At 66.0% G+C, this 13509-nt stretch carries 10 protein-coding genes and 1 riboswitch; of the genes, 7 read left to right on the top strand and 3 right to left on the bottom strand.

From position 1 onward, the window contains the following. Positions 1-56: 56 nt before the first annotated feature. A riboswitch (SAM riboswitch) is annotated at positions 57-176 on the bottom strand. Between the two features lie 105 nt (positions 177-281). The 4 genes from C2U58_RS08185 (at position 282) to C2U58_RS08170 (ending at position 5624) form a co-directional block, all read left to right on the top strand. After that, positions 282-1169: a peptidoglycan DD-metalloendopeptidase family protein gene (locus tag C2U58_RS08185; protein ID WP_102945377.1), complete on the top strand. Its 888-nt coding sequence runs from the start codon at positions 282-284 to the stop codon at positions 1167-1169. A gap of 75 nt (positions 1170-1244) precedes the next feature. After that, complete coding sequence (locus tag C2U58_RS08180; RefSeq protein ID WP_102945376.1) at positions 1245-2849, top strand: peptide chain release factor 3; 1605 nt, start codon at positions 1245-1247, stop codon at positions 2847-2849. Positions 2850-2936: 87 nt separating this feature from the next. Further along, the gene (locus tag C2U58_RS08175; protein ID WP_102945465.1) at positions 2937-3575 is read left to right on the top strand and encodes a hemolysin III family protein; all 639 of its coding nucleotides are present in this window, start codon (positions 2937-2939) and stop codon (positions 3573-3575) included. Between the two features lie 123 nt (positions 3576-3698). Then, positions 3699-5624: an AsmA family protein gene (locus C2U58_RS08170; protein WP_172448112.1), complete on the top strand. Its 1926-nt coding sequence runs from the start codon at positions 3699-3701 to the stop codon at positions 5622-5624. A 473-nt stretch (positions 5625-6097) separates the two neighbouring features. On the opposite strand, the gene C2U58_RS08165 is transcribed toward C2U58_RS08170, so the two are convergent. From C2U58_RS08165 to mtgA, 3 genes are read right to left on the bottom strand one after another with little or no spacing between them, the layout of a single operon-like run. After that, the gene (locus C2U58_RS08165; protein WP_102945374.1) at positions 6098-6529 is read right to left on the bottom strand and encodes a CBS domain-containing protein; all 432 of its coding nucleotides are present in this window, start codon (positions 6527-6529) and stop codon (positions 6098-6100) included. Continuing rightward, a complete protein-coding gene (locus tag C2U58_RS08160; protein WP_102945373.1) occupies positions 6489-7508 on the bottom strand; it encodes a glycosyltransferase family 2 protein in 1020 nt (339 codons plus the stop codon). The genes C2U58_RS08165 and C2U58_RS08160 overlap by 41 nt, the downstream gene beginning before the upstream one ends. A gap of 6 nt (positions 7509-7514) precedes the next feature. After that, complete coding sequence (mtgA, locus tag C2U58_RS08155; protein ID WP_102945372.1) at positions 7515-8264, bottom strand: monofunctional biosynthetic peptidoglycan transglycosylase; 750 nt, start codon at positions 8262-8264, stop codon at positions 7515-7517. An 82-nt stretch (positions 8265-8346) separates the two neighbouring features. On the opposite strand from mtgA, the gene C2U58_RS08150 reads away from it, so the two are divergent. From C2U58_RS08150 to C2U58_RS08140, 3 genes are all read left to right on the top strand, one after another. Further along, a complete protein-coding gene (locus tag C2U58_RS08150; RefSeq protein WP_102945371.1) occupies positions 8347-9240 on the top strand; it encodes an Hsp33 family molecular chaperone HslO in 894 nt (297 codons plus the stop codon). A gap of 167 nt (positions 9241-9407) precedes the next feature. Continuing rightward, complete coding sequence (locus C2U58_RS08145) at positions 9408-10232, top strand: hypothetical protein (RefSeq protein ID WP_172448111.1); 825 nt, start codon at positions 9408-9410, stop codon at positions 10230-10232. A gap of 355 nt (positions 10233-10587) precedes the next feature. Then, positions 10588-13383, top strand: coding sequence for a TonB-dependent receptor (locus tag C2U58_RS08140; protein ID WP_102945369.1), 2796 nt, complete (start codon positions 10588-10590; stop codon positions 13381-13383). Positions 13384-13509: the final 126 nt, after the last annotated feature.

The raw sequence follows: 13509 nt of genomic DNA, 5'->3' as shown, positions 1-13509 counted from the left end.
CGGCCATCGAGCTTTCGCGGAGCTCGCGTTCGAAGCGCACGGTGCGTGCACGGTTCGAACCATCTTTCGGTGGACGCCACGGTCCCCGCAGGATTTGGCACCTACGCAGGTCGCTTGCGCGCCTGCGGGCTGCCCCGGCTTCAAAGGGCCTGTCCCTCTGCCGGTCTCGATGGTGGAGCCACGATGCCAGCGCTTTCGGTCGATGTCAATCCTTTCATCCGCATGAAGCGATATTGCATTTCCTCATGTAGAGTCCGCCGACCTTTCCGTGAAGATCGAACATGCGCCGGATCCTGCTGCTGCCGCTGCTGTTGTGCCCGCTGGTGACCGTTGCAGCCGGCAACCCGGCGGCCAGCTGGCGCGCGGGCTGGGGCCTGGTGCCCACGGCCGATGCGACGGCGCAGGGAACCGTAGCCGGCCCGGTGGCCTCGTTGACGCTGGAGGGCGGCGCCCCGCAGTGGCAGGCCCGGGTCGAGAACCACCTGGCCGGCCCGGTCCAGGTGGCCCTGCGCCCGGGCGCCGGTGCCCCCGCGCTGCCCGGCCTGCCCCTGCAGACCGTGCTGCCAAGCTCGGCCAACAGGGTGGTGGCCCGGCTGCAGCTGCCCCCGGACGCCCAGCGGCTGGACCTGCTGCTCGACGCCGTGCCCGGCGACCCGTCCGCACGGCCGCAGGACGTGGCCTACCGGTTGCCGTTCGATGCCAGGCGCTTCCAGGTCACCCAGGCGCCGCAGGGCCGTTTCAGCCATGCCGACGCCGAGAACCGCGACGCGGTGGACTTCGCCCTGCCCGAAGGCACGCCGGTGCTGGCCGCCCGCGCCGGCAAGGTGATGCAGGTCCAGGGCAATTTCAGCGGCAACGGCCAGGACCCGCTGCGCGACCGCGAGCGCGCCAACTTCATCCGGATCCTGCACGAAGACGGCAGCATGGCGGTGTATGCGCACCTGCGCGAGAACGGGGTGCTGGTGCGCAGCGGCCAGCGGGTGGAGGCCGGCCAGCGCATCGGCGTGTCCGGCAATACCGGCTTCAGTACCGCCCCGCACCTGCATTTCGTGGTCCAGGCCAATGTCGGCATGCAGCTGCGCTCGATCCCGGCCCGGATCGTGGCCCCACAGGGCGAGCTGCACTTCGCCCGTGAACAGGGCGATGCCGGCCAGGCGGCCACGCCCTGACCCGCCGAGGCGGGCAGCCCGGTATACTGATGGGCTTGTCTCTTTGAATAGCGCCCCGGGCGGGCGCGTGCCGCCATGTCCGAAGTCGCCACCGAAGCTGCGCGCCGCCGCACCTTTGCCATCATCTCCCACCCTGACGCCGGCAAGACCACGCTGACCGAAAAGCTGCTGCTGTTCGGCGGTGCGATCCAGATGGCCGGCTCGGTGAAGGGCCGCAAGGCCGCCCGCCACGCCACCTCCGACTGGATGGCGCTGGAAAAGGAACGTGGCATCTCGGTCACCTCGTCGGTGATGCAGTTCCCGTACGAAGGCAAGATCGTCAACCTGCTCGACACCCCCGGCCACGCCGACTTCGGCGAGGACACCTACCGCGTGCTGACCGCGGTGGACTCGGCGCTGATGGTGATCGACGTGGCCAAGGGCGTGGAAGAGCGCACCATCAAGCTGATGGAAGTGTGCCGCCTGCGCGACACCCCGATCATGACCTTCATCAACAAGCTCGACCGCGAAGGCAAGGAGCCGATCGACCTGCTCGACGAGGTGGAAAGCGTGCTCGGCATCCGGTGTGCGCCGGTGACCTGGCCGATCGGCATGGGCCAGCGCCTGAAGGGCGTGGTGCACCTGATCTCCGGCGAAGTGCACCTGTACGAGCAGGGCCGCAACTTCACCCGACAGGACTCGACCATCTTCCCGTCGATCGACTCGCCGGGGCTGGCCGAGAAGATCGGCGAGCGCATGCTGGCCGACCTGCGCGACGAACTGGAACTGGTGCAGGGCGCCAGCCATCCGTTCGACCTGGAAGCCTACCGCGCCGGCAAGCAGACCCCGGTGTTCTTCGGCTCGGGCGTGAACAACTTCGGCGTGCAGCCGCTGCTGGACTTCTTCGTCGAGCACGCGCCGCCGCCGCAGCCGCGCGAAACCACCGGGCGGGTGATCGCGCCGCAGGAAAACAAGCTGACCGGCTTCGTGTTCAAGATCCAGGCCAACATGGACCCGCAGCACCGCGACCGCGTGGCCTTCATGCGGGTCTGCTCGGGCCGTTTCACCGCCGGCATGAAGACCTTCCACGTGCGCAGCGGCAAGGACATGAAGCTGGCCAATGCGCTGACGTTCATGGCCAGCGACCGTGAGATCGCGGCCGAAGCGTGGCCGGGCGATGTGATCGGCATCCACAACCACGGCACCATCTCCATCGGCGACACCTTCACCGAAGGCGAAGCGGTGAGCTTCACCGGCATTCCGAACTTCGCGCCGGAGCTGTTCCGCCGCGCGCGCCTGCGCGACCCGCTCAAGCTCAAGCAGCTGCAGAAGGGCCTGGCCCAGCTGTCCGAGGAAGGCGCCACCCAGTTCTTCCGCCCGCTGATGAGCAACGACCTGATCCTGGGCGCGGTCGGCGTGCTGCAGTTCGACGTGGCGGCGTACCGGCTCAAGGACGAGTACGGCGTGGAAGCGGTGTTCGAGCCGGTCAGCGTGACCACGGCGCGCTGGGTGACCTGCAGCAACGAGAAGAAGCTGGAAGAGTTCCGCGAGAAGAACGCGAACAACCTCAGCATCGACGCGGCCGGCCACCTGGTCTACCTGGCCCCGACCCGGGTCAACCTGCAGCTGGCCCAGGAGCGCGCGCCGGACGTGCGCTTCGCCGCCACCCGAGAGGCGGCGCACAGCATTTCGGTCGGCTGACCGGGTGCACCGGCGGTGGCGCGTGCACGCGCGCGCCATCGCGGCGATGATAGGGGGGAGCGGGCTCCCCCACCCCGCGCGACGATCATCGCCATGACCTCTGTTGCTTCCGTACGTGAAGAAATCGCCAGCGCCCTGACCCACGGGCTCGGCGCCGTTGCCGCGCTGGCCGGCAGCGCGGTCCTGATTACCCTGGCGGCCATCTATGGCGACGCCTGGCAGCTGGCAAGCGCCATCGTGTTCGGGGTGGCGCTGCTGCTGCTCTACACGGCTTCCACGCTGTACCACGCCATCCAGCACCCGGTCGCCAAGGGCCGGCTGAAGGTGTTCGACCACTGCGCGATCTACCTGCTGATCGCCGGCACCTACACCCCGTTCACCCTGGTTGGCCTGCGCGGTCCGTGGGGCTGGGGATTGTTCGCCGCGATCTGGGCGCTGGCCCTGTTCGGGGTGGTGTTCAAGCTGTTCTACACCGGCCGCTTCAAGCTGCTCTCGACGATCATCTATATCGCGATGGGCTGGATGGTGATCGTGGCGATCAAGCCGATGTGGTCATCGATCGACGGCTGGACGCTGGGCTGGCTGTTCGCCGGCGGGTTGTCGTACACGCTGGGCACCTACTTCTACCACCGCGAGTCGATCCCGTATTCGCACGCGATCTGGCACTTGTTCGTAATCGGCGGCTCTGTCTGCCACTTCGTAGCGGTGACGGCACAGGTGCTGTAACGGCTACGCTGACACGACGCTTACGTCTGCTTCGCGTTGTGTGCACGATGGGCGGGCAACCATGCGCGGGTGAATACTGAATCCGCTCAGGTTACGCCGCCCCCTTCCCGCCCGCGCTGGCGCCTGCGTCGTCCCGGTAAACGCGGGCAACGCTGGCTGGCCATCCTGGTGTTCCTGTTCGCGCTGATCCTGCTGATCATCGCGTTGTGGGACTGGAACTGGTTCAAGGGACCGGTGGAGCGGGCGGTGCAGGCCAAGACCGGGCGCGAGTTCCATATTGGCGGCAATCTTGATGTGGACCTGGGGCGCACACTGACGGTGCGTGCCGATGGGCTGACGTTTGCAAATGCGGAGTGGTCGAAGACGCCGCGCATGGCCAGCGCCGACCGCGCCGAGATCGATCTGCGCGCGTGGCCGCTGCTGCGTGGCCAGGTCCGTATTCCGGAAATCCGCCTGACCCGTCCGGACCTGTTGCTGGAAACGGCGCCGGGCAAGGACCAGCCCGGCAACTGGGATTTCCTGGGCCCGAGCGACGGTGAGCCGCCGGTGCTGCAGCGCCTGCTGGTCGATGACGGTCGTCTCAAGTTCCTGGACGCGGCAGGGAAGACCGACATCCTGGTGTCGCTCAACAGTGGCAAGCCGCGCACGGCAGACGGCGCCCCGCCGTTGCTGGTCAATGGCAAGGGACGCTGGCAAGGCAACCCATTCACGCTGGATGGCAACACGGAGTCGCCGCTGGAACTGACCAACAGCGACCATCCGTTCCGGATTCATCTGGACGGACGCGCGGGCGCGACCCGCGCAATCGCCAGCGGCACGCTGACCAATCCGTTCGCACTGCGTACGTTTGATCTGGATTTCGCGCTCAGCGGACAGGACATGGAGGACCTGTACCCGCTGATCGGGCTGGCGATTCCGTCCACCCCACCCTATCGGCTCAAGGGGCGGCTGAAGCGCAACAACGATACGTGGCGTTACGAGAATTTCACCGGCGTGGCCGGTGACAGCGACCTGGGCGGCACGGCGCAGATCGAGGTCGGCGGCGAGCGCCCGTTCCTCAAGGCGGACCTCGTATCCAAGCGGCTGGACTTCGACGACCTTGCCGGCTTCGTCGGCGCGCCGCCGAAAACCGGCGCGGGCGAGTCAGCCAATGCCGAACAGAAGGCGGAGGCTGCGGCGCTTGCGGCAAAACCCACGGTGCTTCCGGATACGCCCTACGACCTGAGCAAGCTGCGCGCGATGGATGCGGACGTGAAGTGGAAGGCGCAGCGGATCAACGCGCCAAAACTGCCGTTGGATGACATGGACGCGCACCTGAAGCTGGACGACGGACTGCTGCGCCTGGAGCCGCTGAATTTCGGCGTGGCGGGCGGCGACATCCGCAGCACGATCCGGATGGACGCGCGCAAGCCGACCATTTCTACGCAGCTGAAGGCGAGCATCCGCAAGGTGCAGCTGGGTGGATTGTTCCCCGATGCGAAGCTGGCCGAGCAGGCGTCGGGCGGGATCAGCGGTGAAATCGATCTTGCCGGCACCGGCAATTCGATCGCGGCGATGCTGGGCAGTTCGGACGGCAAGGTGGCGGTGGGCATGGGCCGCGGCCATATCGGCAACCTGATCATGGAGCTTGCGGGTCTGGACGTGGCGGAGTCGCTGAAGTTCCTGTTTACCGGCGACAGGCAGATCCCGCTGCGCTGCGCCTGGGGCGACTTCGGCGTGCAGCGCGGTTTGATGACCTCGCAGCAGATCGCGTTCGACACCACGGACACGCTGGTACTGGGCGAAGGCACCATCGACCTCAAGCAGGAAAAACTCGACCTGCTGCTCCGTCCGCGCCCGAAGGACATCAGCATCCTGGCGCTGCGCTCGCCGCTGCGCATCGGCGGCACCTTCAAGGACCCGTCGTTCCGCCCGGACTTCAAGGCCCTCGGCATCCGTGGCGCGATCGCGCTGACGCTGGGGAGCATCGCCCCGCCCGCAGCGTTGTTGGCCACCATCGAAACCGGTCCAGGCGAAGACTCGAACTGCGGCGGCCGCTACGCGAAGTAGCGCCGGGCTCTGCCCGGCTGCTCTTGAATCCGGGCGGGTAGAGCCGGGCCCTGCCCAGCTGCTGTTGGATTCAGGCGAACAGCTGCAGTGTGCAAGGTTCCCTGGTCAGGGCCGTCGGGTGCGGGTTTGTGGGGGACGCCGTAAATACATCCATGTAGGCTCATCGCCGCATCCATGCGGCTCGTGCCCCCTCAAACCCACCCCCGCCGACCCTCCGATAGTTGGCAGGTGGCCACGGGAAACCCCACTACACCGACGGACCACCCGCGTAGGGACATGCCATGCGTGTCTGATTTCCCCACCGCACACGACCCTGTATGGGGGCGGCCGCCGGGTAGCCCCCGGAGAGACGCTAGAAAACATGGATGTTTTCTAGCAGCCCCCATGGACGGGTTCACGGCGTGTCTCGGAGCGGGGCTGCCCGGCGGCCGCCCCAGCACGTAGCAACTGAAACGCTGCTCTACGCAGGAAACTCACCCAGCAACGATGTACTGCTGCAACTGATCCAGCTTCTGGGCCTGTTCGTCGATCACCGACTTCACCAGATCGCCGATGGAGATCACACCGATCACACCACCGCCATCCACCACCGGCAGGTGGCGGATGCGGTAATCGGTGACCAACTGCAGGCAATGCGCCACCTGCTCGGACGGCGCCACTGTCACCACCTTCGCAGTCATGATGTCGCGCACTTTCGTCGTGCTTGACGAACGATCATGCAGCACGATCTTCCGCGCATAATCGCGCTCGGAAAGGATGCCGACCAGCTGGCGGCCGTCCATCACCACGACCGCGCCGATTCCTTTTTCGGCCATCAGCCGGATCGCGTCGATTACCGCCGACTCCGGACCTACCGCGAATACCTCAGGGGACTTGCCTTCCAACAGCTGTCGTACCGTGGTCATCTCGCTGCCCTCCACCGATGGGATGCACCGCCGAGTCTGCCACGAACGGTGCATGCCAGGTGTCAACCAGGTACAGCGGCCGCTGCTTGGATTCCTCGTACAGCCGGCCCAGGTATTCGCCGATCAGGCCCAGCGCGATCAGCTGTACCCCGCCCAGGAACAGGATCACCGCCATCATCGTCGGATACCCCGCCACCCGGTCGCCGTACAGCGCCGCCTTCACCACCACCCACGCGCCGAAGACGAACGCCGCACTCGCCGTCAGCAGGCCCAGATAGGTTGCCGCCCGCAGCGGCGCCGTCGAAAAGCTGGTGATACCCTCCAGCGCGAAATTCCACAGCTTCCAGAACCCGAACTTGGTGTCGCCCACCATCCGCGCGTGGCGGTGGTACGGCAGTGCCTTGCGCCGGAATCCCACCCAGCCGAACAGCCCCTTCATGAACCGGTGGCGTTCACGCAGCTGACCCAGTGCCTCCAGCGCGCGCGGCGACAGCAGCCGGAAGTCGCCCGTGTCGGCCGGAATCGGCGTTTTCGACAAGCGCCCGATGACCCGATAGAACGCCGACGACGTGCCCCGCTTCAGCCAGGTTTCGCCATCGCGTTCCTGCCGCGTGCCGTAGATGTTGTCGTAGCCTTGCCGCCACAGCGCCACGAACTGCGGAATCAGTTCCGGCGGATCCTGGCCGTCCGCGTCGAGAATCATTGCCGCGCCGCCATCGACGAAATCCAGCCCTGCGGTGAGCGCCGCCTCCTTGCCGAAATTGCGCGACAAGCGCAGCAACCCGACGCTGTCGTCGGCCGCCGCCAGCGCCTGCATCACCTGCCAGGTCGCGTCCGTGCTGCCGTCGTCCACGTACACGATGCGGCCTTCGATGCCGTCCAGCCCATCCAGCACCTCGCGCAGCCGCGGATGCAGCAGCGGCAGCGCCATCGCCTCGTTGTGCGCGGCAATCACCAGGGTGAGGCGTTCATTGGACATGGCCGCTCAATCCTCCTGCAGGTAGGCATCGCCGCCCAGCTGCCGTGCCTGGCGCTGGATCCAGTTCGCCCGGCGCTGCACGTAGGGCCCCGGTCGCGCCGCATTGTAGCGGCGCGGCGCCGGCAGCACCGCCGCCAGCTTCGCGCTTTCCGCCGGCGTCAGCTTTGCGGCGTCCTTGTTCCAGAACTGCCGCGACGCCGCCTGCGCACCGTAGATGCCATCGCCGAACTCGGCGATGTTGGCGTACATCTCCAGGATCCGCGACTTCGGCCACAGCGCCTCGATCAGCACTGTGTACCAGACCTCCAGCCCCTTGCGTACCCAGCTGCGGCCCTGCCACAGGAACAGGTTCTTGGCCACCTGCTGACTGATCGTGCTCGCCCCGCGCAGCCGCCCGCCGCGCGCGTTGTGGTCGCGCGCCTTCTCGATCGCCTTCAGGTCGAAGCCGTTGTGCTCCGGGAAGCGCTGGTCCTCGGCCGCCACCAGCGAGATCGGCAGGCTTGGCGCCATCTGGTCCAGGTCGCGCCACTGGTAATGCAGGCGGAAGCCCCAGTCGCGCTGGCCCAGCGCCTCGCCGTAGCGCCACAGCATCACCGTCGACAACGGCGGGTCGATGAAGCGCAGCACGGCCACCTGCAGCACGCTCCCGGCCACGAACAGCACCGACAGCCACAACAGGTACTTCCAGCGCCAGCGACGCCGACGCGACGGTTCCAGGCCCGGTTCGGCCTTGTGGTTGCTGCGCTCTGCCCCCATTACTGGTGCATCCTCTGCTTGCACGGTTGTCGGCGCATTATCCGGCAACACGCCCCCATTACTTAAGCGCAGCCACCGACCGATGACCGCCCAGACCGATTCCCTGCTCCGATTCCTGCTCCCCGCTGCCGGTGTGCGCGGCGTGCACGTCCATCTTGACGCCAGCTGGCAGGAGATCCTGTCGCACGGCAGCTACCCGCCGGCCGCCGCCGAGCTGCTGGGCGAGGCCTGCGTCGCCTCGGCGCTGTTCACCGGCCACACCAAGGTCGACGGCCGCCTCTCGATCCAGCTGCGCAGCAGCTCCCCGCTGCGCGCCCTGTTCGCCGAATGCACCGCCGCTGGCACCCTGCGCGGGATCGTCCAGCTCGCCGATGAGGGCGACGCCCCGCGCGACCTGACCACGCTGGGCGACGACGCCGTGCTGGCCGTCACCATCGAGAACCCGGGCCTGGACCCGCGCGAGCCGCAGCGCTACCAGAGCCTGGTCGGACTGGGTGCGGCCGCCCTGGACGAGGCCTTCGAAGACTATTTCCGCCAGTCCGAGCAGCTGCCGACCCGGCTGCTGCTGGCCAGCGACGGCACCCGCGCGGCCGGCCTGCTGCTGCAGAAGCTGCCCGGCGACGAAGGCGACAGCGACGGCTGGACCCGCGCCAGCGCCCTGTTCGAAACCCTGGGCAAGCAGGAACTGCTGGACGTGGCCGGGGACACCCTGCTGCTCCGTCTGTTCCATGAGGAGCAGGTGGAACTGCTGGGTGAGCGCGCGCTGCGCTTCGCCTGCTCCTGCTCGCGCGAGCGGGTCGAGGCCATGCTGCAGTCGCTGGGTGAGGAAGAAGCCCGTGCCGCCGCCGAGCCGACCGGCGCGGTTGAAATCCGTTGCGAATTTTGCGGACGGGAGTATCACTTTCCGTTGACGGAATTCGACATACTGTTCCACGACGCCGCCGTTCCCGTACCGGCTCCTGAACGGCTTCAGTAATCGTCACACGAGTTTTGTTCTGGGGAGAACCAAGACTTGTTAAGCCACTACTTGTTAAGAAATCATAAACGCCCTAGGATCAGTGTTCCGCTTCGGCGGGAACTTGTGCTCATACCTGCTGTCTGAGAGTTCCCATGCGTTCCCTTCTGCGTCTACCGCTGGCCCTGATGATCGCCCTCGCCGCGATCCCGGGCGCGCATGCGCAGTCCAAGGCCCGCCAGGACAGCACCGTGATTCCGGTGTGGAACAAGGGCAGCGGCAAGGTCGAAGCCCTGCTCTACCTGGAACCCACCGGCGAACAGGCCGCGGGCGCACGCTGGCATTTCGGGCGCAGCTCGCTGGACGCGGCCTTCGGCCTGTCCTCGGGCGACTCGCTGGGCCTGCTCTGCAACAGCAGCCGGGGCACCAGCATCAGCGGCCTGGCCAGTCATTGCATGCTGGCCAGCCTGGGCGACGATGATGACAACGGCCTGAGCCGTCGGGTCACCGGCACCGCCGCGTTCAACCGTCCCGGCGGGCGCCTCGGCATCACCGCCGGCACCGGCAAGGACACCCTGCCGGCCTGGCTGGCCGGCCCGAACAAGTCGCCAGCGCTGCGCGCCGAGCAGAACGACCTCACCGTCTTCGGCCAGAAGAACATCGGCCGCGAAGGCTTCGTCTCCATCGGCGGAACCTACGCCAAGGCGCGCCTGGTCCCGTTGTCGGACATGTCGCCCGCGCTGGTCGACCGCTGGGACAGCAAGAGCCTCACCCTGGGCGCCGGCTACGGCAACTTCAGCGGCAACATCATCGGCCGCGTGGTCGACGTGCCCGGCCAGCCCGGCAAGTGGGAAGGCCTGGGCCTGGGCCTGACCTGGCGCACTCCGTGGAGCGGCCAGCTGACCGTGGGCGCAGAGAACGTGATCACCCGCGGCAAGAATCCGTTCGCCCCGCGCAACGAGAGCACCGACGAGGGCACCGTGCCTTACGTCCGCTACGAACAGGACCTGTAACCGCCTGCCCATGTCGCAGGCTGGACCCGGAAAGGCGCGCCCATGGCGCGCCTTTGTCGTTGTGGCGACCGCTGAACACGCCAACCTGATACAGAGCGTGACAAAACAACTGCAACTATTTTTCTCACATTTCACTAACAAATGAGATGACTGTCGCTTTCCACCTCTCCAGGGCATTGATCCACAAGGACTTTGCCGAATTTCACACAGATCACAGGCAACATTAACGCTACTTTAATTCTTGCGAAGTGGCAGTTACTATCGAGTCAGCCTAGTGGTCTTTGGTGCTTCAGTTGGCACCGCCCCGGGCAAACACCCCAGTGAATACCCAAGATTCCCTTGGAGAGAGAGAGCAATGAACTTTAAGTCCAACAAGCTGCGTGATGCAGTCGTCGTTGCACTGGTCGTCGCGGCCGGCAGCGCCACTGCGCAGGCCCAGGAAACTACCGACAGCACCACGAACCTTGACCGCATCTCGGTCACCGGTTCGCGCATCCGCCAGGTCGATACGGAAACCGCCCAGCCGGTCCTGACCATCAGCCGCGCCCAGATCGAACAGCAGGGCTTCAAGTCGGTCGCCGACATCCTGCAGAACATCCCGGCCGCCGGCTCCCCGGCCATCAGCCGCACCTCTCCGCTGAGCTCGGGTGAAGCGGTCGGTGGTTACTACATCGACCTGCGCAACCTGGGTGCCAACCGCACCCTGATCCTGGTCGACGGCCGCCGCCTCGGCATCACCAACGACGGCCTGCAGGACGTTGCCTCGATTCCCTCGGCCATGGTCGAGCGCATCGAAATCCTGAAGGACGGCGCCTCCACCATCTACGGCTCCGACGCCATTGCCGGTGTGGTCAACATCATCACCCGCAAGGACTTCGAAGGCGCCGAAGCCAACGTCTACATCGGCCAGTGGGACCAGGGCGACGGCAAGCGCGAAAACTATGACTTCATCATGGGCTTCCGTGGTGAGCGCGGCTCGCTGACCGCCGGTGTCGAGTACACCAACGAAGATCCGGTGTGGGCCAAGGACCGCTGGTTCTCCAAGGACCGCTTCCCGACCGGCGAGAAGAGCGCGCCCCGTCCGGGTGGCCTCTCCGGCACCTCGCAGTGGGGTCGTTTCGAATACAACGGTGCCACCTACACGCTGCGCCGTGACGTGCCGGGCCTGGATCCGACCGATTTCGCCAGCTTCCGCCCGACCAACGGTACCGACGTTTCCAATCCGGCGCGTGCTTCGACCGTCTACAGCGGCATCAAGCGCAAGTCGGCGTTCATGAACGGCACGTTCGAATTCAGCGACAACGTGCGCTTCGACACCAGCGTGATGTACACCGACCGCGACTCGTTCGCGCAGAACGCCGGCTATCCGTTCTTCAGCGAAGACTATCCGCTGGCCGGCCCGCTGTCGGCTGACAGCGCATTCAATCCGGTCGGCGAAGACGTGAACTACGTCCGTCGTGGCTGGGAAGTGCCGCGCGAAGTGTTCAACAGCCTGACCACCACCCGCTTCACCGGCGCCTTCAGCGGTTCGTTCCAGACCGGCGAGCGCTACTGGGATTGGGAAGCGGGCTACCTGTACAACCAGAACAAGGGTACCCAGATCAGCACGGGTAACCTGAACACCTACGCCGTCGGCCAGGCCACCGGTCCGTCGTTCCTGAATGCCAACGGCCAGTACCAGTGCGGCACGCCGGACGACGCCATTCCGCTGGGCTTCGGTCCGGGCTCGTGCACCCCGTGGAATCCGCTGATTCCGCAGGGCTACGACGCCCCGAACAGCCTGGGCGACCCCGATGTGCAGGCTTATCTGTACCAGCCGGGCCAGGCACTGTCGCGCACCACCACCAAGAACTACTTCGCCAACATCGCCGGGTCGCTGCTGACCCTGCCGGCAGGTGACCTGGGCGTGGCCGTGGGCGTGGAGCGTCGTGAGGAAAGCGGTTCGTTCTCGCCGGACGCACTGGCGCAGACCGGTATCTCCACCGATCTGGCCGCCGGCCCGACCGCTGGCGGTTACAACCTCAATGAAATCTACGCCGAATTCCAGCTGCCGATCCTGGCGGACGTGACCGGTGCGAAGGAACTGACCCTCACCGCCGCAACCCGTTATTCGGATTACGACACCTTCGGTGACACGCTCAACAGCAAGTTCGGCCTGAAGTGGAAGCCGATCGACTCGCTGCTGGTCCGCGGCACCTCGCAGACCTTCCCGAGCTACACCGATCCGTGCGATACCAGCTTCGGTACCGCCGCCGGTAATGCACGCTGCCTGCAGGACGTGCCGGCCGGCTTCCGCCAGCCGAACACCTCCAGCAGCGGTCCGGCCCAGGGCCCGGGCGAAGCCAGCGACACGCCGTTCGTCACCGGTTCGACCCCGACCCTGACCCCGGAAACCTCGGAGTCCAAGACCTTCGGCTTCGTGTGGAGCCCGGAGTTCCTGCAGGGCTTCAACACCTCGCTGGACTGGTGGAACATCCGCATCGAGAACACCATCGTTGCCGACAGCCCGACCGACCTGCTGGATGACTGCTACCTGCGTGGCATCGAGTCGCGCTGCGTGGGCTTCACCCGTAATGCGAACGGCAACATCACCGACCTGTCGTTCGCCCTGCGCAACGCGGGTTACCAGGAAACCGAAGGCTTCGACTGGGACGTCAACTACCGCTTCGAAACCGGCTTCGGCAACTTCACCACCTCGGTGCAGAGCACCTACGTCACCAAGAACGAGCTGAAGGCTGACAACTCGGACAACCCGCCGAGCCAGAACAATGGCTTCGGTGGCAACTTCCGCATCCGCTCGAACGCCACCATCAACTGGCAGCTGGACAACCTGTCGGTGACCTGGACCGCGCGTTACTACTCCGGTGTCAAGGAAAGCTGCTTCTTCGCCAACCGCTGCACCCTGCCGGACTACGCCGCGCCGGATACCGGTGGCCAGATCGCGCCGCAGAACGAGCTGGGCTCCAACACCTTCCACGACCTGCAGGTGGCTTACAACCTGCCGTGGAATGCGACGGTGGCCGTCGGTGCCAACAACGTGTTCGACCATTGGGCCGCTCCGGCGTACTCCAACCCGAACTCGGGCTACGCGTACTACGGTGGCTACGACATCGGTCGCTTCGTGTACATGAAGTACCAGCAGAAGTTCTGATCGCTCCATTGATCAGCACCTGACGCAGCAACGGCCCCGCAAGGGGCCGTTGTTTTTTGTGCGACATGGCGTGCGCATCCGATCTCGCAGACACAAAAAAAGCCGCTTTCGCGGCTTTTTTCTTCA

It is taken from the genome of Stenotrophomonas sp. VV52 (genome assembly GCF_002893095.1).
Classification (GTDB): Bacteria; Pseudomonadota; Gammaproteobacteria; order Xanthomonadales; family Xanthomonadaceae; genus Stenotrophomonas; species Stenotrophomonas aracearum.
The sequence above is the reverse complement of the archived record's forward strand: the minus strand, read 5'-3'. Positions and strand labels throughout refer to the sequence as shown.